This is a genomic window from Aeromonas sp. SCS5 (assembly GCF_001887375.1).
GTDB classification, from domain to species: Bacteria; Pseudomonadota; Gammaproteobacteria; order Enterobacterales; family Aeromonadaceae; genus Aeromonas; species Aeromonas jandaei.
On record NZ_LFCS01000003.1, the window covers coordinates 73,008 to 98,338 of the forward strand.

25 protein-coding genes are annotated in these 25,331 nt (G+C 58.5%); 20 read left to right on the top strand and 5 right to left on the bottom strand.

Annotation, left to right across the window (positions count from 1 at the left end; genetic code table 11):
* Positions 1-124: 124 nt before the first annotated feature.
* The 8 genes from BS300_RS03395 (at position 125) to BS300_RS03430 (ending at position 6,698) form a co-directional block, all read left to right on the top strand.
* Positions 125-865 carry a heme ABC transporter permease gene (locus BS300_RS03395; protein ID WP_041208901.1) on the top strand — a complete coding sequence of 247 codons (741 nt, stop codon included), beginning with the start codon at positions 125-127 and terminating at the stop codon, positions 863-865.
* A gap of 2 nt (positions 866-867) precedes the next feature.
* Complete coding sequence (gene ccmD, locus BS300_RS03400) at positions 868-1,074, top strand: heme exporter protein CcmD (protein ID WP_071910785.1); 207 nt, start codon at positions 868-870, stop codon at positions 1,072-1,074.
* A complete protein-coding gene (gene ccmE, locus BS300_RS03405) occupies positions 1,071-1,562 on the top strand; it encodes a cytochrome c maturation protein CcmE (RefSeq protein WP_033114435.1) in 492 nt (163 codons plus the stop codon). The genes ccmD and ccmE overlap by 4 nt, the downstream gene beginning before the upstream one ends.
* Positions 1,559-3,514, top strand: a complete 1,956-nt coding sequence (locus BS300_RS03410; RefSeq protein WP_071910787.1) for a heme lyase CcmF/NrfE family subunit — start codon at positions 1,559-1,561, stop codon at positions 3,512-3,514. Before ccmE ends, BS300_RS03410 begins: the two co-directional genes overlap by 4 nt.
* Positions 3,511-4,041: a DsbE family thiol:disulfide interchange protein gene (locus BS300_RS03415; RefSeq protein ID WP_071910790.1), complete on the top strand. Its 531-nt coding sequence runs from the start codon at positions 3,511-3,513 to the stop codon at positions 4,039-4,041. Before BS300_RS03410 ends, BS300_RS03415 begins: the two co-directional genes overlap by 4 nt.
* An 11-nt stretch (positions 4,042-4,052) precedes the next feature.
* Positions 4,053-4,532, top strand: coding sequence for a cytochrome c-type biogenesis protein (locus BS300_RS03420; protein ID WP_071911337.1), 480 nt, complete (start codon positions 4,053-4,055; stop codon positions 4,530-4,532).
* Positions 4,529-5,797, top strand: a complete 1,269-nt coding sequence (gene ccmI / locus BS300_RS03425) for a c-type cytochrome biogenesis protein CcmI (protein ID WP_071910792.1) — start codon at positions 4,529-4,531, stop codon at positions 5,795-5,797. The genes BS300_RS03420 and ccmI overlap by 4 nt, the downstream gene beginning before the upstream one ends.
* Positions 5,798-5,882: 85 nt before the next feature.
* Positions 5,883-6,698 (top strand): VacJ family lipoprotein, encoded by an 816-nt coding sequence (locus BS300_RS03430; RefSeq protein WP_071910794.1) that lies wholly within the window; start codon positions 5,883-5,885, stop codon positions 6,696-6,698.
* 124 nt (positions 6,699-6,822) lie between these two features.
* On the opposite strand, the gene sodB is transcribed toward BS300_RS03430, so the two are convergent.
* Positions 6,823-7,407 carry a superoxide dismutase [Fe] gene (gene sodB / locus BS300_RS03435; protein WP_005331469.1) on the bottom strand — a complete coding sequence of 195 codons (585 nt, stop codon included), beginning with the start codon at positions 7,405-7,407 and terminating at the stop codon, positions 6,823-6,825.
* Positions 7,408-7,694: 287 nt separating this feature from the next.
* Between sodB and BS300_RS03440 the strand changes: the two genes are divergently transcribed.
* The 6 genes from BS300_RS03440 to BS300_RS03465 all read left to right on the top strand — a co-directional run bounded on the left by BS300_RS03440 (position 7,695) and on the right by BS300_RS03465 (position 14,959).
* The gene (locus tag BS300_RS03440; RefSeq protein WP_005353650.1) at positions 7,695-8,039 is read left to right on the top strand and encodes a Grx4 family monothiol glutaredoxin; all 345 of its coding nucleotides are present in this window, start codon (positions 7,695-7,697) and stop codon (positions 8,037-8,039) included.
* 359 nt (positions 8,040-8,398) lie between these two features.
* Entirely contained in the window at positions 8,399-9,403 is a 1,005-nt protein-coding gene (gene tdcB, locus BS300_RS03445; RefSeq protein ID WP_041208895.1) for a bifunctional threonine ammonia-lyase/L-serine ammonia-lyase TdcB, read from the top strand.
* Between the two features lie 11 nt (positions 9,404-9,414).
* Positions 9,415-10,746 carry a threonine/serine transporter TdcC gene (gene tdcC, locus BS300_RS03450; protein WP_041208894.1) on the top strand — a complete coding sequence of 444 codons (1,332 nt, stop codon included), beginning with the start codon at positions 9,415-9,417 and terminating at the stop codon, positions 10,744-10,746.
* A gap of 206 nt (positions 10,747-10,952) precedes the next feature.
* On the top strand, positions 10,953-12,161 hold the full coding sequence (tdcD, locus tag BS300_RS03455; protein WP_071910796.1) for a propionate kinase: 1,209 nt from the start codon (positions 10,953-10,955) through the stop codon (positions 12,159-12,161).
* Between the two features lie 44 nt (positions 12,162-12,205).
* On the top strand, positions 12,206-14,500 hold the full coding sequence (gene pflB / locus BS300_RS03460) for a formate C-acetyltransferase (RefSeq protein ID WP_071910798.1): 2,295 nt from the start codon (positions 12,206-12,208) through the stop codon (positions 14,498-14,500).
* A 69-nt stretch (positions 14,501-14,569) separates the two neighbouring features.
* Positions 14,570-14,959, top strand: coding sequence for a RidA family protein (locus BS300_RS03465; RefSeq protein WP_071910800.1), 390 nt, complete (start codon positions 14,570-14,572; stop codon positions 14,957-14,959).
* A 106-nt stretch (positions 14,960-15,065) separates the two neighbouring features.
* On the opposite strand, the gene BS300_RS03470 is transcribed toward BS300_RS03465, so the two are convergent.
* Positions 15,066-16,277, bottom strand: coding sequence for a methyltransferase domain-containing protein (locus BS300_RS03470; protein ID WP_043850373.1), 1,212 nt, complete (start codon positions 16,275-16,277; stop codon positions 15,066-15,068).
* A 171-nt stretch (positions 16,278-16,448) separates the two neighbouring features.
* Here BS300_RS03470 and BS300_RS03475 point away from each other — a divergent pair, with 171 nt between their 5' ends.
* The 6 genes from BS300_RS03475 (at position 16,449) to BS300_RS03500 (ending at position 22,328) form a co-directional block, all read left to right on the top strand.
* Positions 16,449-18,425, top strand: a complete 1,977-nt coding sequence (locus BS300_RS03475) for a reprolysin-like metallopeptidase (protein WP_071910802.1) — start codon at positions 16,449-16,451, stop codon at positions 18,423-18,425.
* Complete coding sequence (locus BS300_RS03480; protein ID WP_143241696.1) at positions 18,404-18,733, top strand: hypothetical protein; 330 nt, start codon at positions 18,404-18,406, stop codon at positions 18,731-18,733. Before BS300_RS03475 ends, BS300_RS03480 begins: the two co-directional genes overlap by 22 nt.
* A gap of 144 nt (positions 18,734-18,877) precedes the next feature.
* Complete coding sequence (gene pdxH / locus BS300_RS03485) at positions 18,878-19,516, top strand: pyridoxamine 5'-phosphate oxidase (protein ID WP_071910804.1); 639 nt, start codon at positions 18,878-18,880, stop codon at positions 19,514-19,516.
* 36 nt (positions 19,517-19,552) lie between these two features.
* Positions 19,553-20,167, top strand: coding sequence for a glutathione S-transferase family protein (locus BS300_RS03490; RefSeq protein ID WP_071910806.1), 615 nt, complete (start codon positions 19,553-19,555; stop codon positions 20,165-20,167).
* Positions 20,167-21,771, top strand: coding sequence for a GNAT family N-acetyltransferase (locus tag BS300_RS03495; protein ID WP_143241697.1), 1,605 nt, complete (start codon positions 20,167-20,169; stop codon positions 21,769-21,771). The genes BS300_RS03490 and BS300_RS03495 overlap by 1 nt, the downstream gene beginning before the upstream one ends.
* A 32-nt stretch (positions 21,772-21,803) precedes the next feature.
* A complete protein-coding gene (locus tag BS300_RS03500) occupies positions 21,804-22,328 on the top strand; it encodes an N-acetyltransferase (protein ID WP_071910809.1) in 525 nt (174 codons plus the stop codon).
* A 51-nt stretch (positions 22,329-22,379) separates the two neighbouring features.
* Here BS300_RS03500 and BS300_RS03505 read toward each other — a convergent pair whose 3' ends face one another.
* From BS300_RS03505 to BS300_RS03515, 3 genes are all read right to left on the bottom strand, one after another.
* Positions 22,380-22,799: a hypothetical protein gene (locus tag BS300_RS03505; RefSeq protein ID WP_071910811.1), complete on the bottom strand. Its 420-nt coding sequence runs from the start codon at positions 22,797-22,799 to the stop codon at positions 22,380-22,382.
* Between the two features lie 202 nt (positions 22,800-23,001).
* Complete coding sequence (locus BS300_RS03510; RefSeq protein ID WP_071910813.1) at positions 23,002-23,946, bottom strand: PfkB family carbohydrate kinase; 945 nt, start codon at positions 23,944-23,946, stop codon at positions 23,002-23,004.
* Position 23,947: 1 nt separating this feature from the next.
* A complete protein-coding gene (locus BS300_RS03515; protein WP_071910815.1) occupies positions 23,948-25,330 on the bottom strand; it encodes a cytosine permease in 1,383 nt (460 codons plus the stop codon).
* Position 25,331: the final 1 nt, after the last annotated feature.

Genomic DNA, 25,331 nt, shown 5'->3' on the forward strand with positions numbered 1-25,331 from the left:
GAAAAATTAAGTTGCGATGGATCAAGGAGAGCGCCGCTTATTGCTTTCGGGGTATTTGATGCAGCCCTGCGGTCGGTATGGTAGGCCTCGCCAAATGATTAATAACAAAAAGGTTTTGTGAGCTATGTGGAAATGGTTGCACCCTTATGCCAAACCGGAGCGGGCTTATCAGTTGGCTGGTACCCTGCTTCCCTGGTTTGCAGTGATTAGTCTGCTTTCGTTCATCATCGGTTCTGTCTGGGGGCTGGCCTTTGCCCCTGCAGATTATCAGCAGGGTGACTCCTTCCGGATCATCTATATCCATGTTCCTGCCGCCATTCTCTCCATGGGGGCTTACTCCACCATGGCGATTGCTGCGTTTATCGGACTGGTATGGCAGCTGCGGATGGCGGACATGACGGTAGCCGCCATTGCTCCGGTCGGTGCCATCTTTACCTTTATCGCTCTCTTTACCGGTGCGGCCTGGGGCAAGCCCATGTGGGGAACCTGGTGGGTGTGGGATGCCCGTCTCACCTCCGAGCTGATTTTGCTGTTCCTCTACCTCGGCGTCATCGCCCTCTACAACGCCTTTAGCGACAAGGTGCTGGCTGGTCGTGCGGCCGGCATTCTGGCGCTGGTCGGGGTGATCAACCTGCCCATCATTCACTACTCGGTGGAGTGGTGGAACACCCTGCATCAGGGGGCCACCATCACCAAGTTTGCCAAGCCCTCCATCTCTTCCGACATGTTGTGGCCGTTGCTCGTCATGATCCTGGCGTTTGCCACTTTCCTCGGGGCATTGACCCTGATGCGCTTTAGAAACGAGCTCTTGATGCGGGAGTGGCACCGTCCCTGGGTCAAAGAGATAGCCGAGCAGGAGAAGTAAGCATGCACTTTGCCTCTTTCAGTGACTTCCTGGCGATGGGCGGATACGCCTTCTATGTCTGGCTCTCCTTTGGCCTGACGCTGATCTGCCTTATCGGTATCGTCATTTCCACCCGTATGAAAACCCGCAGCCTGCTGGGCGAATTGCGCAGCAAGCAGGCACGCGAGGCTCGTCGCAAGGCAGCCCAGCAGATGGAGAACACCCTATGAATCCGAGACGTAAAAAACGCCTCACCATTATCCTGGCCATCACGCTGGGGCTCGCGACCGTCTGTGGGCTGGTGCTCTATGCCCTGAGTCAGAACATCGATCTCTTCTACACGCCGAGCGAGTTGGTGGAAGGGAAGGGGCCGGACAAGATCAAGCCGGAAGAGGGACAGCGTCTGCGCATCGGTGGGCTGGTTGTGCCCGGCTCGGTTCAACGGGATCCACAAAGCCTCAAGGTTGCCTTCAAGCTGGTGGATAACGGCGGTCATCTGGTGACGGTGGAGTATGACGGCATCCTGCCGGATCTGTTCCGTGAAGGGCAGGGCATCGTGGCACAAGGCACCCTGAAGGATGCCACTACAGTCGAGGCCTTCGAGGTGCTGGCCAAGCACGATGAGAAATACATGCCGCCGGAAGTGGCCGATGCCACCAACGGCATGCACTTCAAGCCGCAATATACCGAGGCGCAGCTGAAGGGGAGCAAGCAATGATCCCGGAATTAGGACAGTTCGCACTGATCCTGGCCTTTGCCACCGCCATATTGCTGGGCAGTTATCCGCTGCTTGGCGCCAGCTGGGGGCGCCTTGGCATGATGTCGGCGGCCCGTCCGCTTGCTTATGCCCAGTTCCTGCTGTTGTTGCTGTCGTTCCTCTGCCTGACCTGGGCATTTATCGATAACGACTTCACCGTGCAGTATGTGGCCACCAACTCCAACAGCCTGCTGCCACTCGCTTATCGTATCTCTGCCGTATGGGGGGCCCATGAGGGCTCTCTGCTGCTGTGGGTGCTGACGCTGGGGGGCTGGACTGCGGCCGTCGCCATGTTCAGCCGTCGTCTGCCTCTCGACGCGGTAGCGCGGGTACTCGGCGTACTGGGCCTCATCTCGGTTGGTTTTACCGCCTTCGTGCTGTTTACTTCCGACCCCTTCATTCGCACCTTGCCTTACTTCCCGGTAGATGGCCGCGACCTCAACCCGTTGTTGCAGGATCCGGGTCTCATCTTCCACCCGCCGATGCTCTACATGGGGTATGTGGGCTTCTCGGTTGCCTTTGCTTTTGCCATCGCGTCCCTGATGACCGGTCGCCTCGATGCGACCTGGGCGCGCTGGTCCCGTCCATGGACCATGGCCGCCTGGGTCTTCCTGACGCTGGGGATCGTGCTGGGCTCCTGGTGGGCCTATTACGAGCTCGGCTGGGGTGGCTGGTGGTTCTGGGATCCGGTAGAAAACGCCTCCTTTATGCCCTGGCTGGCGGGGACCGCCCTGCTGCACTCGCTGGCGGTGAGTGAAAAGCGCGCCACCTTCAAGGCCTGGACCGTGCTGCTGGCGCTTTCCGCTTTCTCCCTGAGCTTGCTTGGTACCTTCCTGGTGCGTTCCGGCGTGCTGGTGTCGGTGCATGCGTTTGCCTCCGACCCGACCCGCGGTTTGTTCATTCTGGGCTTCCTGCTGGCGGTAATCGGCTCATCCTTGCTGCTGTTTGCCTTCAAGGGCTCGCAAGTGAAGAGCCATGGCAAGCATGAGCTGTGGAGCCGCGAGACCCTGCTGCTTTGCAACAACATCATGCTGGTAGCGGGTCTGTTGACCGTGCTGCTTGGCACGCTGCTGCCGCTGGTTCACAAGGAGCTGGGACTGGGCAGCATCTCCATCGGTACCCCCTTCTTCAACCACATCTACAGCTGGCTCATCATTCCGTTCGCCCTGCTGCTGGGGATTGGCCCGCTGTTTCGCTGGCGCCGCCAGGAGCTGGGCGAGCTCAAGAGCAAGATCGTGATTGCGCTGCTCCTGAGTCTGGCTGCGGCCTTCCTGCTGCCGCTGACCCTTGCCGAGACATTCAAGCCGTGGGCGGCATTGGGGATCGGTCTTGGCGCCTGGATTATCGTCACCAGTGCGCAGGAGACCTGGGCGCGAGCTACCCACAAGCACAGCTTTGCCAGCGGGGTTCGCAAGCTGGGCAATAGCCACTGGGCCATGATCCTGGGTCACGTCGGACTTGCAGTCAGCATCATCGGCATCGCCTGTACCCAGAACTACAGCATCGAGAAAGATTTGCGGATGCAGGCGGGGGATCGAGTCCATTTTGCCGATTACGAGTTTGTCTTCACCGGCATCAAGGAGAAGAACGGCCCCAACTACGATGGTTTCAAGGGCGTGCTGGAAGTGCACAAGGATGGCAAGCAGGTGGCCCTGCTCAAGCCGGAGAAGCGGATGTACAAGGTGACCCGGATGCCGATGACCGAGGCGGCCATCGATGCCGGTATTACCCGTGACCTTTACGCGGCCCTTGGCGAACAGCTCGACAACGGTGCCTGGGCGGTGCGGATTTACTACAAGCCTTTCGTGCGCTGGATCTGGTTTGGCGGCGTCTTAATGGCTATCGGCGGCGTGCTGGCGATGCTGGACAAGCGCTACCGTTTTGGCCGTCGTGAGGAGGAGAGCAAGGCATGACTCGCAAGACCTGGCTGTTTTTAATTCCCTTTATCGTCTTTCTGCTGGGCGCCGTCTTTCTGTTCAAGGGACTTTATTCTGACCCCACCAAACTCGAATCCGTAATGGTGGGTAAAGAGGTGCCTGTCTTCACCCTGCAGGACATTTACGATCTGAACAAACAGCACGATCGCAGCATCCTGACCGGTCGTCCCATGCTGCTCAACGTCTGGGCAACCTGGTGCCCGACCTGTTATGGCGAGCACACCTATCTCAAGGAGCTCGCGGGGCAGGGGATCTACATCGTCGGCATGAACTACAAGGATGAGCGCAACAAGGCGATCAAGTGGCTGGCGGAGCTGGGCAATCCCTACCAGATCAATCTCTATGATCCGGACGGCATGCTGGGGCTGGATTTGGGGGTATACGGCGCGCCGGAGACCTTCTTCATCGACAGCAAGGGGATCATCCGTTATCGCCACGTCGGGGATATCAACCCCGAAAACTGGGCATCGACCCTCAAACCCATCTTTGATGCCATGAAGTGAGGGGCGTGCTGATGAGAGTGTTAATTGCTTCCCTGCTGCTGTTGCTGGGATGGGTGGTACAAGCGCCGGCTATGGCCGCCATCGATGTCTATACCTTCGACAACGACAATCAGGAGCAGGTCTTTCGGGAGCTGACCAGGGAGCTGCGTTGCCCCAAGTGTCAGAATCAGGATATTGCCGACTCCAATGCCGGGCTGGCCAAGGATCTGCGCGACAAGACCTACCAGATGGTGCGTCAGGGCAAGGACAAGGATGAGATAGTGGATTACATGGTGGCTCGCTACGGCAACTTTATCCTCTATAACCCGCCGTTGATGGCATCAACCCTGATCCTCTGGCTTGGTCCTCTGCTTGTCATCGTCATCGGCCTGGGTGTGGTGGTGATGCGCAGCCGGCGACCAGTGGCTGCAGCCAAGCCCGTGGATAGTGCCCTGAGCGAAGAGGAGCAGCGCCGGCTCGCCGAACTGCTCAAAGAGGAAGAGAAACAATGACCGCTTTTTGGATTGTGATTGCGGCCCTGCTGGTATTGGTGAGTCTGGCGCTGGTCGTACCGTTGTGGCGTGGTGAAGGCAAGCAGAGCATCAGCCGTTCGGCCCTCAACAAGCAGCTCTATCGCCAGCGTCTGCTGGAGATCGGCGAGGAGCGCGAACAGGGTGTGCTTGCCGAGGAGCCCGATTCGCTCATCGAGTTGCAGCGCAGCCTGCTTGATGACATTCCCGATGTGGAGCAGACCGCCCGCAGCGGCAAGAGTCTGATCTGGATCCCGGGTGTTGTGGTGCTGGTGGTGGTGAGTCTGGGCCTCTACTTCAAGCTGGGCAGCTGGCAAGAGGTGAGCAGCTGGCAGGATGCCAACAGCCGTCTTGGCGAGCTGAGCAACCGTATTCTGGTGGAGCGCGATGCCAAGGTGACCGAACAGGATCTGCTCGACTTTACATTGGGGCTGCGCACCCGTCTCAAGGATGAACCGAACGACTACCGTGGCTGGCTGCTGCTGGGGCGCCTGGCGCTGGATGGCAACGATCCCGAGATGGCCAGCGATGCGCTGGAGCGAGCTTACAAGCTGGCCCCGCAAAAATCGCTGGTGGCAGTTCCCTATGCACAGGCGCTGATGATGACGGGGGATGAGGCACAAGCCGATGCCCTGTTGCAGGCTGCCATCGCTCAGGAGCCGGGCAACATCGAGGCGCGCTCTGTCTACGCGTTCATGGCGCTGCAAAAAGAGGACTTCCAGACCGCCCTTGCTCGCTGGCAGGCGATGCTGCCGCTGATGGAGAAGGGCTCTCCCCGCTATGTGATGGTTGAGCGCTCCATGGATTATGCCAGGGCGCAGCTCAAGCAACGTGGTATGGCAGTGACGCCTTCTGGCGCAGTGGATGCTCGGGATAACCAGCAAACTCAGCTTGAGGTGAAGCAGGGTGAGTTCCCGCTCCATATCTCGCTGGCGGCGGGCATTCAGATGCCGGAAGATGCCTATCTCTTCGTGTTTGCCGTGGTGCCCAACGGGCCGCCCATGCCGATTGCCGTCAAGCGTATTGCAGGGCCCACCCTGCCCGTGACGCTCTCGCTGGGTGATGGCGATGCCATGATGGAAGGGAGCAAGCTGGCTTCCTATCCCGAGCTGCAATTCAAGGCTCGTCTCTCCCGTGGCGGCAATGTCATGAACAAGGAGGGGGCCTTTGAAGGGGTATCAGCACCGATCAAGAGTGCAGATATTCCAAGCGCTCCGATTGACATCCGTATCGATCACGCCCTCTAATATGTCCTTTGATAACCCGGCCACCGGAGGGCGGCCGGGTTATCTATACTTCTGATAAATCAAAATAAAACGTCGGGACTTCCATATGTATCTTCGTGCAGGGGCCTTGCTGTCAGCCCTGTTGCTGGCTGGCTGCGCCGGTGGCCCACCCAAACCGGGGCCAGAGAGCCTTGATCTCAATCCTGGAATGAATCATCCGGGGGCGACCAGTACAGCAGCAGATCCTCGTGACCCCTTCCAGGGGCCAAACCGGGCCATGTGGGCAGTTAACTACGATGTGCTGGAGCCCTATGTCGCCCGGCCCGTGGTACACAGCTATGCCCGTTACGTACCGCAGGGGATGAAGGATGGCATCGAAAATCTGGTGGAGAACTTCAACGAACCGAGCAGCATGGTCAACCACCTTATCACCGGCGATTTGAAGGGGGCAGGGGTCAACCTGGGTCGTTTTACCCTCAACACCACGGTCGGACTGCTGGGTATTTTCGATGTAGCCAAACATGCCGGTCTTGAGCGCGACAAGCTGGAGATGGATACCGTACTGGGCAAGGCGGATATTGGCGAAGGTGCCTACCTGATGGTGCCGGTCTATGGCCCGACCACGACCCGCAAGCTGGTAGGTGATACGGTCGATACCATCTACTTCCCCTATGCCTTGCTGACCTTGCCACTGCGAGTGGTGCACTGGGCGCTCGATGGCCTTGGCTCCCGCTCCAAGCTGATCGATCAGGAACGGATCATCGACAACTCGCTCGATCCTTATGCATTGACCAAAGATTTCTACCTGCAGTACAACCAGAGCAAGGTGACGGGCAAGAAAGCCGAGCTCAAGGAGGCGAAGCAGGAGCAGTCTGATGATGCCAATCTCGACCAGTATATGGACGAGATAGATGACCAGTAGACTGGTTGTCTGATGACCTTGAAAAGGCGCCTTATGGCGCCTTTTCCATCTCTGCGGTGCTACAGCACAGATATAAAAAACGCCTCGCAGGTGCGAGGCGTTTTGGCAAGAAGAGGAGCCGTTATCAGGCTGCCAGGTTCTTGGCCACGAATTCCCAGTTAACCAGAGCCCAGAAGGTTTCCATGTACTTCGGACGCAGGTTGCGGAAGTCGATGTAGTAGGCGTGCTCCCACAGGTCAACAGTCAGCAGCGGGGTAGTACCGGCTTCGGTCAGCGGGCAGCCAGCGTTGGAAGTGTTGACGATGGCCAGAGAGCCGTCAGCCTTCTTCACCAGCCAGGTCCAGCTTGAACCGAAGTTGCCGATGGCAGACTTGGTGAAGGCATCCTTGAACTCGGCGAAGGAGCCGAATGCTTTGTTGATGGCATCAGCCAGTGCGCCAGTCGGCTCGCCACCGCCGTTCGGGGAGAGGCAGTGCCAGTAGAAAGTGTGGTTCCAGATCTGGGCTGCGTTGTTGAAGACGCCACCAGTGGAGGTCTTGATGATCTCTTCCAGAGACTTGCCTTCAAACTCGGTACCCGGCACCAGATTGTTCAGATTGACCACGTAGGTGTTGTGGTGCTTGCCGTGGTGGTATTCCAGGGTCTCCTGGGAGATGTGCGGTTCCAGAGCATTGATTGCATAGGGCAGAGCGGGAAGTTCGAATGCCATTTTCTACTCTCCATTGGCTGGACCGTGCGAGCGCGACGGTTGCAAGACATTGCGTACTCTTTTCCAATGTGAAAAGAGTTGTTTTTAAAATGGTGGGACAGGAAAGTCCAAAGCCAAGGGATTGTAGCAGTATCAAAGATGGGCTAACAACCCTTGATTGGCGCCATGATCAGGATCAATCATCTGTCTATTCTGGCAGCGATTCGTGCCGTTCTTACCCTTTGTCCGGTTGTGATCGGGCCAGATTGCAGTAGAATGGCCGCCATCATTGCTCTAGTGAGGCATCTATGGAAACTATCGAAAAGATCAAGCAGCAGCTGGCTGACAACCCCATCATCATCTACATGAAGGGCTCTCCCAAGCTACCCAGCTGTGGCTTCTCTGCCCAGGCCTCCCAGGCGCTGATGTCCTGCGGTGAGCCGTTTGCATATGTTGATATCCTGCAAAACCCGGATATCCGCGCTGAATTGCCGAAATTTGCCAACTGGCCGACCTTCCCGCAACTGTGGGTTGAGGGCGAGCTGATTGGTGGCTGCGACATCATGATCGAGATGTTCCAGGCTGGCGAGCTGCAGGCTCTGATCAAAGAGACTGCTGCCAAGTACAAGAAAGATGATGCTGCAGCCGAGTAATCGGTCCGGTGTTGTCGAGAGGGAGCCACACAGGCTCCCTTTTTTATTGTCCCGGTTCTGGCAGGCAAGCAACTGATTGCCGGTTGCAAAAAGCAACGCAATTGCCCTGAAAAATCTAATCTTTGCGGCTTTGTGTTGGAGTTGTTAATTATATTGTTCGCCAATCTCTGATTACTTTTTTTAATCCATTTGGATTCAAGTGTTGCTGCCATCACATTTTTTGATAATTTCACCGTAACGCAGTCTCTTTGTAGATTTTTTTGTGTTTATGCTCACATTAATTGCAAGTGATAGAACCTAGTATCGCTTCGCCCAGTGAAATAAAACCCTACAAATTAATAAATAAAAAGAGATTTGCGATGAAGATGTATAGCAATCTGCCCATTGGTCTTCATGATATTACCGAAGCCAAAAAAAGACTGACCAACCATATATACAAGACCGCGCAATTACCCTCTAACTACATCAGCGAACGTTGCCATGGCGAGGTTTACCTCAAGCTTGAAAACATGCAACGTACAGGCTCTTTTAAAATTCGCGGTGCCTTCAACAAACTCAGTTCATTAAGTCTGGAGGATCGTCAAAAAGGTGTTGTCGCCTGCTCTGCCGGTAATCACGCGCAGGGGGTATCTTTGTCCAGTGCCATGCTGGGAATTGATGCCAAGGTGGTCATGCCTTGCTGTGCACCAAAATCAAAAATTGCTGCAACCAGCGATTATTCGGCGGAAGTTATTCTGCATGGCAATAGTTTCAATGACACCATTGCCAAAGTCAGTGAAATCGTGGAAATGGAAGGCCGCGTATTTATCCCCCCCTTCGACGATGCAAAAGTGATTGCCGGTCAGGGCACCATTGGCCTGGAAATCATCGAGGATCTCTATGATGTGGACAACATCATAGTGCCGATTGGCGGTGGTGGTCTGATTGCCGGTGTCGCCATGGCCATCAAATCCATCAACCCGACTATCCGGGTGATTGGCGTGCAGTCGGAGAATGTCCACGGCATGGCGGCTTCATACTACGCAGGCACCATTACCAATCACAGAACCAGCAGCACGCTGGCTGATGGCTGTGACGTGGCAAGACCCGGCACCCTGACCTATGAAATTGTCAAAGAGCTGGTCGATGACATCGTTCTGGTCACTGAAGATGATATTCGCCACAGCATGGTTGACCTTATTCAGCGCAACAAGGTGATTACCGAAGGGGCGGGAGCTCTGGCCTCGGCAGCGCTGCTGAGCGGCAAACTGAAACATTATGTCGAAGGCAAAAAGACCGTCAGCATTATTTCGGGTGGCAATATTGACCTGACCCGAATCGCCGAAATTATCGAACAGAACAATATCCGTCAATTTAGCCTGTAAGGAATACAGTCATGATATTGGATAGTGTCGTTAGCAGCAGTAAAGAGAGTGTTAAAGCATGGCGTAAGTCGGATACAACCTGGGGACTCGGTCTATTTGGTACAGCGATCGGTGCAGGTGTTCTATTTTTCCCTATTCGGGCCGGATATGGTGGCCTGATACCAATATTAATCATGTTGGTGCTGGCTTACCCTATTGCATTTTATTGCCACAGGGCGTTGGCAAGATTATGTCTTTCTGGCAGCAATCCATCGGCAAATATCACCGAGACCGTTGAAGAGCATTTTGGCAAAATGGGCGGGGTGGTAATTACCTTCCTCTATTTCTTTGCCATCTGCCCACTGCTTTGGATATATGGTGTGACAATCACCAATACCTTCATGGCATTCTGGGAGCATCAACTGCAAATGGCGCCGCTCAATCGGGGTGTTGTCGCCCTTGGGTTGCTGCTGTTGATGGCCTTCGTGATCTATTTCGGCAAGGATCTGATGGTTCGCGTGATGAGCTATCTGGTATTTCCTTTCATCGCCAGTCTGGTGGTTATCTCTCTCTCCCTCGTTCCTTACTGGAACAGTGCCGTCTTTGATCAGGTCAACCTGAGTGAAATATCCATGTTTGGTCACGACGGTATTCTGGTCACCGTCTGGTTGGGGATCTCCATCATGGTCTTCTCCTTCAACTTCTCGCCGATTGTCTCCTCTTTCATCGTCTCCAAACGGGAAGAGTATGAGCAGGAGTTCGGTCGTGATTTTACCGAGAAGCGCTGCTCGAAGATTATCTCCGGTGCCAGCATGCTGATGGTGGCCGTGGTGATGTTCTTTGCCTTCAGCTGCCTGTTTACCCTGTCGCCGCAAAATATGGCGGAAGCCAAGGCCCAGAATATTCCGGTGCTCTCCTATCTGGCCAACCACTTCTCCTCGCTGGCTGGCAGCAAGTCTGCATTTGCCACCACCCTGGAGTATGCCGCTTCCATCATTGCGCTGGTTGCCATCTTCAAATCCTTCTTCGGCCACTATCTGGGGACGCTGGAAGGGTTGAACGGCCTCATCCTCCGCTTTGGATACCAGGGCGACAAGAGCAAGGTTTCCAGTAAAAAACTCAACATGGTCAGTATGTTGTTCATCATGGGCTCGACCTGGCTGGTCGCTTATGTGAACCCCAACATCCTCGACCTGATTGAGGCAATGGGGGCGCCGATCATCGCTTCCCTGCTCTGTCTGCTGCCAATGTATGCCGTCAACAAAACACCTGCGCTGGCCAAATATAAAGGCCAGGCCAGCAACGTGTTTGTCACCATCATCGGTGTGCTGACCATCCTGAATATTGTTTCCAAGCTGTTCTGAAAACCTTTTCTGCAAGTCATCAGCCATTCAGACCCTGACCCCTTGGCGGGGTCTGCATGGCGCAGTCAGAAGCGCGCAATAACCGGTACTTGGTTGGCCCACTTATTTGGGCCCAGGGCAAGGCTATCCGTTATTTGCCCACCACAAGTAGTGGTAAATATGTTCTGACTGCAGTGACTCGACATCATAAATATCGAGGCGATGTAATGAAGTTTGATTCGTTGGTTCTGGTTATCAATTGCGGCTCTTCGTCGGTCAAATTCTCGGTACTGGATAGTAAAACCTGCGAGGTGGTGATCTCCGGCATGGCAGATGGTATCGAGACCGAACATCCCCAGCTGAAAATTGATAAAAACCCGGCCACCCCCTTGCCGGAAAACAACCATAGCTGTGCACTGGCGGCGATTGCAGAAGCGCTGAAACTGCGCGGTTTGCTCGATGCTATCACCCTGGTGGGCCATCGCATTGCCCATGGCGGCAATGAGTTCAGCGAAGCGGCCATCATTGACGAGCGGGTACTGGCCAAAATAAGGCAGGTCTCGCCACTGGCCCCGCTGCACAACCACGCCAATTTGAGCGGCGTGATGGCCGCCCGCCAGCTATTTCCCGACCAGCCCCAAATTGCGGTATTTGATACCGGCTTTCACCAGACCCTGAAGCCGGAAGCCTATATCTATGCGCTGCCTTACCAATATCTGCAGGATTACGGCGTGCGCCGCTATGGCTTCCATGGCACCTCCCATCGCTATGTTGCCGAGCAGGCCTGCGTATTCATGGGGCTGGATGAGCAGCATGCCGGTTTGGTCATCGCCCATCTGGGCAATGGCGCCTCTATTTGTGCGGTACAGGATGGCAAGAGCGTCGATACCTCGATGGGGATGACGCCGCTGGAGGGGCTGATCATGGGCAGCCGCAGCGGTGATATCGATTTTGGCGCGCTGGCCTATATCGCCAGCAAGACGGGGCAATCCATCGAGGATATCGAGCTGGTATTGAACAAGCAGTCCGGCCTGCTGGGTATTTCGGGGCTCTCCTCCGATATGCGGGTATTGGAAGCGGCCTACCACGAAGGACATCCCGGGGCAAAATTGGCCATTCACGCTTTTGTCCATCGTATTGCCCGCCATATCGGCGGCCATGCCACCTCATTGCGCCGGCTGGATGCCGTTATTTTCACCGGCGGGATCGGCGAGAACTCGGCCTTTATCAGAAAGCTGGTATGCGAACGGCTTCAGGTATTTGGCGTAGCGATCAGCGAGCCGTTTAACCAGCGTCCCAATAGCGAGGGTTGCCGGGTTATTTCGGCGGCAGAGTCCATGGTGCTGGCGGCGGTTATTCCCACCAATGAAGAGAAAATGATCGCGCTGGATGCCATTCGTCTGGGGCAGCAGGTTCGTCAGGCCGAGTGCGTCTGACATCTTCCACTGTAGTGTCATGAGTAGTGAATGAGGTTTATTTGATGAAAGTTGATATGCAATTGGATCAGGATAAATTCCGTCAGGCATGGCAAGGGTTTGCCGGTGAGAACTGGAAGCACGAGATCAACGTCCGTGATTTTATCCAGCAGAACTACACCCCCTATGAAGGTGACGAACAGTTTTTAGCTGATGCGACCGAAGCGACCACTACCTTGTGGAACAAGGTGATGGAGGGGATCCGCATCGAGAATGCCACCCACGCGCCTGTTGATTTTGATACCAATATTGCCACCACAATCACCGCTCACGGGCCGGGTTATATCGAGCCGGGGCTGGAAAAAATCGTTGGCCTGCAAACCGACAAGCCCCTTAAAAGAGCGCTGCACCCGTTTGGTGGCGTAAATATGATCCGCAGCTCTTTTGAAGCATATGGCCGAGAGATGGATCCCGAATTTGAATATACCTTCAGCGAATTGCGCAAAACCCATAACCAGGGGGTGTTCGACGTCTACTCTCCCGAGATGTTGCGCTGCCGAAAGTCAGGGGTATTGACCGGTTTGCCGGATGGTTACGGCCGTGGTCGCATTATCGGAGATTATCGTCGGGTAGCGCTATATGGCATAGATTATCTAATCCGTGAACGGGAGCTGCAGTTTGCCGATCTGCAACCGGCTCTCGAGCGGGGAGAGCAGCTGGAGCAGGTGATCCGCCAGCGCGAGGAGCTGGCCGAGCACAAGCGGGCACTGGTGCAGATCAAGCAGATGGCGGCCAACTACGGCTTTGACATCTCCGGGCCAGCACGCACAGCCCAGCAGGCAGTGCAGTGGCTCTACTTTGCCTATCTGGCGGCGGTGAAGTCGCAAAACGGTGGCGCCATGTCCCTCGGTCGTACCGCCACCTTCCTCGACATCTATATCGAGCGCGATCTGAAGGCGGGGCTCATCAGCGAGCAGGATGCCCAGGAGCTGGTCGATCACTTCATCATGAAGATCCGCATGGTACGCTTCCTGCGTACTCCGGAGTTTGACTCCCTCTTCTCCGGCGACCCCATTTGGGCGACCGAGGTGATCGGCGGCATGGGGCTGGATGGTCGCACTCTGGTGACCAAGAACTCCTTCCGCTACCTCCACACCCTCAAGACCATGGGGCCGGCGCCCGAGCCCAACCTCACCATCCTCTGGGCGGAAGGGCTGCCGCGGGCCTTCAAGACCTATGCGGCCCGCGTCTCCATCGATACCTCATCCCTGCAGTATGAGAACGATGACCTGATGCGCACCGACTTCGAGAGCGATGACTACGCCATCGCCTGCTGCGTGAGCCCCATGGTGATCGGCAAGCAGATGCAGTTCTTCGGTGCCCGCGCCAACCTCGCCAAAACCCTGCTCTATTGCATCAACGGCGGGGTGGACGAGAAGCTGAAGATCCAGGTCGGCCCGAAAGTGGCGCCCATCATGGACGAGGTGCTGGATTACGCCACTGTCATGGCGAGCCTCGACAGCTTTATGGACTGGCTGGCGGTGCAGTACATCAGCGCGCTCAACCTTATTCACTACATGCACGACAAGTACAGTTACGAGGCCTCCCTGATGGCGCTGCACGATCGCGACGTCTATCGCACCATGGCCTGCGGCATTGCCGGTCTGTCGGTAGCGGTCGATTCACTGGCGGCCATCAAGTACGCCCGGGTCAAGCCGGTGCGCGATGCTGACGGGCTGGCGGTCGATTTCGTGATTGAGGGGGAGTATCCCCAGTACGGCAACAACGACGAGCGGGCCGACTCCATCGCCTGCGATCTGGTCGAGCGCTTCATGAAGAAGATCCAGGCGCTGCCGACCTACCGCAATGCGGTGCCGACCCAGTCGATCCTGACCATCACCTCCAACGTGGTGTATGGCCAGAAGACCGGCAACACCCCGGATGGCCGCCGCGCCGGTGCCCCGTTTGCACCGGGGGCCAACCCGATGCACGGTCGGGATCGCAAGGGGGCGGTCGCTTCGCTCGCCTCGGTGGCCAAACTGCCGTTCAAATATGCCAAGGACGGGATCTCCTACACCTTCTCCATCGTGCCGGGAGCGCTCGGCAAGGAGCCGGCCAATCGCGAGAACAATCTGGTGGGGTTGATGGATGGCTACTTCCATCATGAGCGGGATGTGGAAGGAGGCCAGCACCTCAACGTCAACGTGATGAACCGCGAGATGCTGCTGGATGCCATCGAGAATCCGGACAAGTACCCCAGCCTGACCATCCGGGTCTCCGGCTATGCGGTGCGCTTCAACGCCCTGACCCGCGAGCAGCAGCAGGACGTCATCTCCAGAACCTTCACCAACATGATGTAACTCTCATTCCCGGGGTGAGCAGGCTTGCTCCGGGCCTACTTTTTGTTTGTCAGCGCGAGGAAGTAACAGATGCGACAGGTTATCACTACCAAAGCGGCGCCGGGCGCCATCGGCCCCTATGTGCAGGCCAGCCGGATTGGCAACATCCTCTACACCTCCGGCCAGATCCCGCTGGACCCGGTGACCGGCGATATTGCGGAGGGAATCGAAGCGCAAACCCTGCGCTCCCTGCAAAACGTCAAGGCGATTGTCGAGGCGGCAGGCGGTGAGGTGCGCAATATCTTCAAGACCACGGTGTTCGTCTCCGATCTGAACGACTTTGCTGCGGTCAACCGGGTCTACAACGACTTCTTCACCGAGCACGATGCCATGTATCCGGCGCGATCCTGCGTGGAAGTGGCCCGCCTGCCGAAGGATGTGAAGATCGAGATAGAGGCGATTGCTGCACTGGAGTCTTGACGCGGCGATCCCGGCCAATAAAAAAGAGCGGCAGCCCGAGGGCTGCCGCTCTTTTTCATCGCACCCGCCGTGCGCGATAAGGGCGCAAGGAGCAGGTCATTCTGGATCAGGCGATCCGCTCGATGCGCGCCAGATAGAAACCGTCGAAACCGGTAGCTGCCGGACTCACTGTGTGATCACCGAGCAGGCGGAAGTTTTCGTTGGCGGCGAGGAACTTGTCCACCTGCTGGCGGTTCTCCTCGGGCAGGATGGAGCAGGTAGCGTAAACCAGCATGCCGCCCACTTTCACCATCTGGCTGTAGCGCTGCAGGATCTCTTCCTGCAGAGCGACCAGCACCGGCAGACGTTCGGCGGTATCGCGCCACTTGGCATCCGGATTGCGCTTGAGCACGCCAAGGCCGGAGCAGGGGACGTCCAGCAGCAGGCGATCTGCGCTCTCTTTGAGGCGCTTGACGGTCTTGCTGCTGGTGATGACCCGGGTCTCCACGTTGTGGGCACCGGCGCGGCGGGCACGCTGCTTGAGGTTCTCCAGCTTCCACTCTTCCACATCCATCGCCAGCAGGCGGCCTTTGCCTTTCATCATGGCGGCCAGATGCAGGGTCTTGCCACCGGCACCGGCGCAGGCGTCGATCACCCGCATGCCGGGCGCGACGTCGAGTGCGGCAGCAATGTGCTGGGAGCCGGCATCCTGTTGCTCGAACCAGCCGTCGGCAAAGGCGTTGGTGCGAAACAGGGCGGCATCGGAAGTGACTTCCAGAGCGCTCTCAACCCCTGCTACCGGCACAGTGTTGACCTGCTCTTTGGCCAGAGCGGCTTGCAGCTCCTCGCGGGTGCACTTGAGGGTGTTGACCCGCAGGTAGCGCTTGGGCATGGCGGTCAGGGCTGCGCGCTCGGCCGGCCAGGCTTCGCCCAGCTGCTCGCTGCCGAGTTTTTCCAGCCAGGTCGGGCAGCCATCCATCAGCACCGGGTTCTTTTTGGCTTCGTTCAGGCGGCGACGGAACGCCTCTTCGTTGAAGCGATCCAGGGTCGGATGGTTGGGCTGGGGGATCTTGTGGAAAGCATGCCAGCTGTGCAGCAGCGGCCAGACGTTCTTCTCGGCCTGACGCACCTGAATACCGGTCAGGGCGCAGTAGAGGCTCAGGCGACGCAGCAGGTCGCCGGTGACCAGGGCAATCCTTGCCTGTTCTTGCGGTTTGAGTTCGATGCCGGAGAAGTGACGGGCATAGGCGCGATCCAGGGTGAGACCCTGGCCCAGCACGTCATCAACAATGGCAACGACCAGATCCCCGAAACGGGGCAACAGTGGGGATTTGAGCATGAGATTAACCTTGGCCAGATAAAGATGAATCACCCCGGTAGCGGGATGATTCTGAAACAGACAAACGGCGCAATGATAGGTGGAAGGGGGATGCGGTGCAAGGTGGATATTCGGCGAGCCATGTGGGGCTGGGCCATACTTGCAGCGATAACAATAGAGCATGGAGGCGCTATGAAGTATGGTCTGACCCTGTTTATCTCCTGCCTGGCAATGCCGGTGCTGGCATCACCGGAGTGGTTGTTTCAGGATGCAAAAACTGCTGCAAACGTCGCTTTTGATGTGAGGGCCGATGAGGTGAAGGTGGTAGTGCCAGAACCCCCTTTCGCTACGGGGGAGTTACCATCTTCTCTTAGTCTGCCGCTGACCGATGGTCGTATTGTCACATTTTCCCTGCATCCCAATGCCCTGCTGCCACCCACGTTGGCACTGCGTTACCCCGCCATCAAAACCTATTCGGGCAGCGCCGCAGACGATCCCCGAAGCAGCGGTCGCTTTGACCTGACGCCACAGGGGTTTCACGGAATGTTCACCTATCGGGGGAAGACCTTCTACATAGACCCGCTTTTTGATGGCACCTCGTACGCCGTTTATACCCAGCAGGAGAGTTGGCGCCGGCTGGATGATGATGAAGTGCTCTCGTCGCAGCTTGGGGCGCAGGCCGCCCGCTCGGTGCTGGTCAGCGGCAACCAGCGCAAGCGCTATACCATCGCTATCTCGGCGACCGGGGAATATACCCAGTTTCACGGTGGCACCAAAGCCGCAGCTCTGGCAGCCATTGCCACCCTGCTTAACCGAGTCAACGAGGTCTATCGCCGCGATGTAGGGGCCGAGTTTCAATTGGCTGCGGATACGGACAAGGTGATCTTTACCGATCCGGCCACCGATCCCTTCACCAACTCCACTCAGGATCTGACCATCAACGAGACCCAGCAAGCCTTGCTGTTAAGTCCTGGTTTCGATGTGGGTCACGTATTGACCACTTCGGGAGGCGGGCTGGCTACACTCGGGGCGCTCTGCAACCCCTTCAGCCGGTCTCAGGGGATGACGGGGAGCTCGCAGCCGACAGGTGATGCCTTCTATATCGACTACGTGGCTCATGAACTGGGCCATCAGATGGGGGCGGAGCACTCTTTCAACGGCACGTCGGGCAGCTGTGGTAGCGGGCGTGAGGCAAGCTCGGCCTGGGAGCCTGGCAGCGGTTCCTCTATCATGGCGTATGCTGGGATCTGTGGAGATGAAGATCTGCAGAGCAACAGCTCTCCTTTCTTTCACAGCAAGTCGATAGAGCAGATCCGCACCAAGATGGCCTCGCAGCCATCTTGTGGAACCAATCTGGTGCTCTCCAACAATGCCTCGGTCGTGGATGCTGGCGTGGATCGGGTGATCCCCGCCAACACCGCTTTCACCCTGAGCGGCAGTGCGGTGGATCTTGATGGCAATCCGCTGAGCTACAGCTGGGAGGAGCTGGATCTTGGCTCTGCCTCTACCAGTGCGGCCACCATGGTGGATGACGGTTCACGGCCGCTGTTTCGGATGTTGTCGCCAACCCAAGCCCCCAGCCGCAGCTTGCCTGCGATGAGCTCACTCATTGCGGGTGTGCTTGCCAAGGGTGAGGCCTGGCCAACCACCAGTCGTGACCTTCACTTTCGCCTTGCGGTACGTGATGGCCAAGGGGCTGTCAGCAGCGACGAGATGGTAGTACAAGTGGTCAACACCGGAGCCATTTTTGCCATCACTGCTCCCCTTGCTGGCAAGATGGTGGCTGGTGCAACCCAGACGTTGAGCTGGAATGTGGCGGGAACGAACCAGGCGCCTATCAACTGTCAGAAAGTGGATGTGGCCCTGACCCAGGATAGCGGCAGCAACTGGGCTACGCTGGTGGCCGGTGTACCCAATAGTGGCTCGGCCAGCATTACTTTGCCAACACCTTTGGCGAGCGGGGCCTTGCTGCGGCTCTCTTGCAGCGACAATATCTTTTTTGCTCTCAATACGGCGGCGCGGGCGAGCTCAGCTTCCGGTAGTTCGACAGGAAGCACTACCACTGTCAGCTCTGGTAGTTCTGGCGGCGGGGGAGGTGGCGGCAGTGTTGATCCGCTTTGGCTGGTGCTGATGGCAGGAGGTCTTTTATGGCGCAGATGTTGCGCGTAGCGGCTGGTTTGCTGCTGATCTACATATCGGGTTGTCATGCCATACCTGATGTGGCCGAACAGGCGGTCGAGCAGAGCCTCAAAGTGCAGGATTATCGGCTTATCGTACGGGCGGGGCGGGGCGGCAGTGCGCCCGGCATCGCCGAGAGTGAGCAGGCGCAGGCAAAAAGTCGTTGCGGAGTGCGTTATCTGACAGGATTCGCCGATGTGATCACTCCGGGCAAGGAGGGGGAATATGCCAGGCTGGAAGCCTATGCCACGGACTATAACCGGCGCATGTTGCCGTACTGTCAAAAGTCACAAAAGTAGGGTTAGCCCATCATAGAGTGGACGGGGGAGGCGGGAGCCTCCCCCGTTCGTTATGGCTTGTCACCGGCAAAAGGGCAGCGCACAATGCCTGCAATCATTCTCTTGATGGTCGTGGAACCATTATTTATTTGAAGGAAAATCAAGATGATGGATGTTGCTGATCTGCGCCGGGAGTATACCCGTGGCGGGCTGCATCGGGCCGATCTGCCCGCCGAGCCCCTCGAGCTGTTCGAGAAGTGGTTGGCACAGGCCTGCGAAGCCAAACTGACCGATCCCACCGCCATGGTGGTTGCCACTGTGGATGCCGATGGCCAGCCCTGGCAGCGTACCGTGCTGCTCAAGCACTACGATGCCCAGGGGATGGTTTTTTACACCAACATGGGCAGTCGCAAGGCGCATCAGCTGGGGGAAAATCCCCGCATCAGCCTGCTCTTCCCCTGGCACACCCTCGACCGTCAGGTGCATGTGACCGGTCGGGTGGAGAAGATGAGCACCTTCGAGGTGATGAAGTACTTCCACAGCCGTCCCAAGGATAGCCAGATCGCTGCCTGGGTCTCCAAGCAGTCGACCCGCATCTCGGCGCGAGGTGTGTTGGAGGCCAAGTTTCTCGAGCTCAAACAGAAGTTTGCCAACGGCGAAGTGCCGCTGCCGAGCTTCTGGGGCGGCTTTCGGGTGGTGATCGAGACGGTCGAATTCTGGCAGGGGGGTGAACACCGTCTGCACGACCGTTTCTACTACACCCGTGAAGGGGATGGCTGGCATATCGAGCGTCTGGCTCCCTGAGCGGTTTCTCAAATCTGTTTTTCACAAGGAGTGTGCATGCGCCTGTACGGCGATCTGCGCTCCGGCAACTGCTACAAGGCGTGGTTGCTGGCGCGCTGGCTTGAACTGCCCCTCGAGTGGGTGGCGGTCGATATCGCGGCGGGGGAGACTCAAACCCCCGATTTTCTGGCGATGAACCCCAACGGCAAGATCCCGGTACTGGAGCTTGCTCCCGGCGATTTGCTGGCCGAATCCAATGCCATCCTCTTCTATCTGGCGCAGGGCTCGCCTTTGTGGCCGACCGAGCCGCGTCTGCAGGCCGACGTGCTCAAATGGATGTTCTTCGAGCAGTACAGCCATGAGCCCTATATCGCAGTGGCCCGTTTTATCGTCCGTTATCTGGGGCGGCCCGAGTCGCAGGAGGCGCGGCTCGACGGGCTGAAGGCCGGTGGTGAGAAGGCGCTGGCGGTGATGGAGCAACAACTGAAAAAAAGCCCCTATCTGTGCGGCGAGGTGCCGACCATCGCCGATATCGCCCTCTACGCCTACACCCATGTGGCGGAGGAGGGGATCTTCTCCCTGCAGGGGTGGCCCGCCATTCGTGACTGGATTGCCCGCATCGAGGCGCATCCACATCACATGAGCCTGCCAGCGGCCTGTCAGGCGGGCTGATGGAGCTGTTGATCGAGGGGAGCCTGTGGCAGCCCCACTGGAATGAGGTGGTGGGCCATTGGCAGCAGCAGGGCCATCGCTGGCAGCTGCTCTTGGGCAAGGAGGCTGCCGCCACCCTCGATCACCAGAGCGCCCCCTGGGCAGGTCTGACCCCTGATGGCGTGATCTGTCTCGGCGCCCTGCTGGCCGTCTGGCTTGATGGCGACCTGTCGCCACAACATTATGCCGATCCTACCCGCCAGATTTTGATCAGTGGCTCTGCTTCCTTGCTGACGCTGGCCCGGGAGCAGGGGCTGCTCACGCTGGGGACGGTTGGCGCAGATCTGACGCTGGATGCACACGCGGATCTGGGCGCTCTGCTCAATCGTCTGCTTGCGCGTCGCCTGCGGATACCCTCTTTACGGGAACAAGATTGCGATGCTCCACTGCAACTGCGGGCACTGTACGCCGGAGATGAACAAGAGATCGTGCGCTATTGCAGTGATGAGGCGATCGCCCGCTACACCCTCAATATTCCCCACCCCTATCCACCGGAGAGTGCCCGCGACTGGCTGGCCCTTTGTTGGCGCAGAGCGGCGCTTGGCCTTGGCTGGAGCTGGGCCATCACCTTGCCGCAAGGGGAGGCTGAATTGCCCCTTGTCGGCGTCATCTCGCTGCACTGGAATGGCGAGCTGGCCTGGTGGGTCGGTGTCCCCTGGCAGGGGCGCGGCATTGCCACCCGGGCGGCCAGACTGGTCAAGGCATTCGCCTTTGACCAGCTGCATCTGCCCGCCATCACGGCTCGCCATATGCCGCAGAATCTGGCCTCCGGCCGGGTGATGGCCAAGCTTGGCATGGTTGAGCAGGGGCTGCGTCTGATTGACGGCCATCAGCCGTGCGAGGTGCGCTACTGGCGGCTGGATCGCCGTCCAGCCATTACTGGAGCGTTGCAGCAGGCGCTGGTCAGATGGCAACGGGATGAGCGGATCGCGGTAGTGATCCTCTGCGATCCTGCTGTGTGCGAAGCGACGCTGCCAGTTATCTCCCTCTTTCTGGCCGACATGGATGCTGACGAGGCTCGGCTATTTTCTGATCCGCAGCTGGAGGCCGAGGGATATCAGCTGCACTGCTATCCCCTCTCCCGGCTTGAGGCAGCAGAGCCAGAGCTGTTCCACCATGCAGGTGGTCTGCTGCTAAAGGATGAGGGGGATATGGGGCTGGAGTGGCTGCTGCAATTCGCTACTCTGCTGCGCCAGGGGCCCACTTCGCTGACGCTGACAGAGCGGCGCGAGCGGCTGGGCTGGATCAGTCGGCTACTTGCCGATGGGGATGGAGTGACGGCTGAGAGCGCGCTCCCCCTGCGCCATCGACTGATAAGGTTGCTGGTGGAGTTGCCGGAGCTGATGGATGAGCTGGATGGCCGCTGGCATCTGGGGCCGGAGCCGACGTTTGCGCGGCTGGCGCGGGAGTCCCCCTCCTTGCTGAGTGCCTATCAGAGGGTGCTGGCCCAGCCCGCCCCGGATAACTGGCGAGCCTTGCGAGAGCAGTTTGCCGATCGTTTTCCTGAGTGCACCCTCCCATTTCTGGACAAAGGTGCTCAGGAGCGGAGGCAGTTTGTGGAATAATGGCCGCTCTGCTGTACGAGGAGTAATACCTGATGTTGAGAACCGAGCGCCCCGGTGACATGCTGCCGGTCTATGAGCTGGTCACTGCCGCTTTTGGCCGCACCGATGAGGCCGAGCTGGTTAACCGTCTGCGCGAGTGTGGTGCCGCCGTGGTGACCATGGTCGAAGAGGAAGAGTACGAGTTCATGGGCCACCTGATGCTAAGCCCGATCACCATTAACGGTGTCGAGGGGCCCTGGCTTGGGCTGGCGCCGGTTGCGGTGCATCCCGATTGGCAGGGGCAGGGGATTGGCTCCGATCTCATCCGTGAAGGGCTGGATACGGCGCTCGAGATGGACTGGAAAGGGGTGGTGGTGCTCGGCGATCCGGTCTACTACAGCCGCTTCGGTTTCCGTCCCGCCAGCGAATTTGGCCTGCGCTGCATCTACGAGGTGCCGGCAGAGTGCTTTATGGCGATGGAGCTGCAGCCGGGTGGCCTTGCCAATGTGGCGGGCGAGGTGCTCTACCATCCTCTCTTTGACGAGCTGCCAGACGAGGTGGCGGAAGGATCTCACTGATAGCAAAAAGCCCTCATGAAGAGGGCTTTTTCATTCGCGGATGTTGGTCTGTCAGGCAGTGATATCGAGCAGGGAGCCCTTGGGCTTCTCCTCACCGACCATACTGCCCATCTGCTGACCGAGCGGGCTCTGCTGGAATTGCAGGTAGTCGCTCATGTTCTGCTGGCGCTGGTAGCGGTTGGCCGCCTGATAGACATCACTGGCGCTCGGGCCGCTATTTTCGTTGCTCTCTGTATCGCTGGCTTCCATATAGCGTTCGACCACTGCCTTGTTCTGCTGCGCAGCCGAGTAGGAGACCGCCATGGTGCGGCGGGCGGTTGCCTGATCCTCACGCTGAGTTTCAACCTCGTCTTTCTTGTCCAGCACCTTGTTTTGAGCCTGGTTGATCTGCTCCGGTGTGACCTCGGGATAAGAGGGATATTTGCCGTAATCGGGGCGCATGATGGGCATGGAGGCTGAGTTGATTTGCATGATCGCTTCTCTGACTGATCGGGAACCTGCTCATAATACTAGCTCTCCACTGGTCAATAAAACACCAAGTGAAGTGCCGTCAAGATCCGGTTCAGCTTTGCAAATCGTCTGTGACAGAGGGGGGATGTGAACAGTGTGGGGGAAGTGGTTGCTGCCATTGAAAAAATGCCCGCTCCGGTGGTGCCGGAGCGGGCCAAAGCGATCACGCTGCGGTGATCACAGGCAAGTCGTAATTGAGCAGTTCAGCGCGGGTTGGTGCACCATCGGCGCCGGGACGGCTGACCACGATGGCGGCCACCAGATTGCCGAGGCGAACAGCCTCTGCCAACGGCAGGCCGCTGGCGAGCCCCATCAGGGTGCCGCCGCCGTGGGCATCGCCCGCCCCGACGGTATCGCAGAGGGTAACCGCAACGGGATGTACCCGCCGGCATTGACCATCCGGGGTGCCGACCAGTGCTCCCTCTTTATCTTCCCGCACGATAAGAGCAGCCCTGTGTTGCCGGCAGAAGCTGGCCACGGTTGCTGCGCTGGCGGGGGCCCCCAGCAGCACGACCGCCTCTTCACGATTGAGGGAGAAGAGGGCGCCACGGGCCAGCAGAGCGGCAATCTCGTCAGCGCTCAGATCGCCGATGCGGGGGCCCGGATCGATAAACGGTGTGATGCGCTCGGGCAGCTGGAGCAACCACTCCAGCAGCGGCGCCCCCTGGGTGCCGGTCAGCTCGTAGCCGGAGGCATAGACCCAACCTGTGCCTGCGGGTAGAAGACGACTCAGTGCCGCGGTATCCCAGTACTGCTCGCACCCTTCCACCGTGATGAAGGTGCGCTCGCCATCGGGCTCGACCAGTGCCAGACACCAGCCATTGTCGTGAGCCGGATCGCGCAACTGGACTGGCAGCGACTCCGCTGCCATCGCTGCTTCCACCGCCGTTCCCCAGCTGCCCTGACCGACGGTAATGCCGTTGATCACCGGGGCGCCGAGCCGGGCGAGGGCGCGAGCCACGTTGAAGGCACAGCCACCGATCTGGCGGCCGCTCTCGCGGGCGACTTCATCGCCGCCCGAGACGGGGAGGCGGTTCATCTCCAGCATCACGTCGCCAAAGGCGGCGCCAATCACCATGACCGGCATGGTCGGGACGGGCGGAGTCATCTCAGACGCTCCTCATGCGGGGCAGTAGCAGGGCATAGAGCACCAGACTGACGGCAAACGAGACAAACAGACCGAGGCTGGAGTCGGCAAAGACGCCGATGGCCAGCGGGCCGTCGATAAAGCCGGTCTTGGTGACCATCAGGCCGCTGATGGAGCCGGCGAGCCAGCAGAGCAGCGGCCCTTTGCGCACCCCGGTATCACCGTAGAGAGCCAGATAGTCGTAACCCTGATGACGGCGCAGCGCCAGATAATCGAGGATGAAGATGGCAGCCCAGGAGGCCAGGAAGAGGCCGCAGAAGATCAGGAAGGCGATAAAGGGGCCAAGGAAGTCGCCGGAGACAAACAGCACGTAGAGCGCGACGCCGACGACCAGCACGGCATCCAGCATGACGGCGTGGGACTGGCGCAGCTTGACCCCCATGCTCAGCAGGTTGAGGCTGGCGGAGTAGAGGCTCAGCACGGCGATGGTGACGATGCCGGCAACCGCAGCGGCCAGATAGGGGATCGCCATCCAGGCAGGCAGCAGCTTGCCGATTGCCGCGATGGGGTTCTCGGTAGAGGCGAGATCGGGGATCTGGGCAGTGAGCAGAATGCCGGCGAACATCAGCAGGATGAGGGGCAGGGAGGCGCCCACCACCACGGATGAGAAGACGACGCCGGGGAGCGATTTTTCGCTCTGATCGCGGCTGTAGTCGGCGCCGGCAATAGCCCAGCTGATGCCGGTACCGGCGGCGATGACTGATACGGCAGGCAGGAAGCCGGTCAGCCAGTCACCGGAGGGGAGCGCCATGATCACCTGCCAGTTGGCGTTGGCCATCAGATAGAGCACCACGATCAGGGTCATCACCCCGAAGGTGCGGGTGATCCACTTCTGCATCATCAGCACGGTATTTTGCCCCAGCAGCGAGACCACCACGGTCAGGCCGCCAAAGAGCAGCAGGGAGAGGGCGGTGATCCAGTGGGACTCCGCCAGCCCCATGGCGGCAAACAGCGCCGCCAGCGTCAGGGTACCGGTGACCAGATTGACCGCTTCCCAGCCCATCAGGTTGATCCAGCAGAAGGCGGTGGGGGCGATATTGCCCCGCTTGCCAAAGCAGATGCGGGAGAGGGTGAGGGTGGTGGTGCGGCCACGCTTGCCCGCCATGCTGGTGATCCCTACCAGCGCGAAGGAGGCGACCCCGGCAACCGCCGCCAGCAGCGATTGCCAGAAGGAGAGACCAAAGGAGACCACCACGGCGCCGTAGACGACCCCCAGAATGCCGATATTGGCGGCACACCAGACGAAGAAGAGCTCCGCCGGTTGCTTGGTTCGCTTGTGGGGAGGGATAAGATCGATGCCGCTGGAAGCCTGTTCCGGCTGCATCTCGGTTGCTTGCTGGCTCATA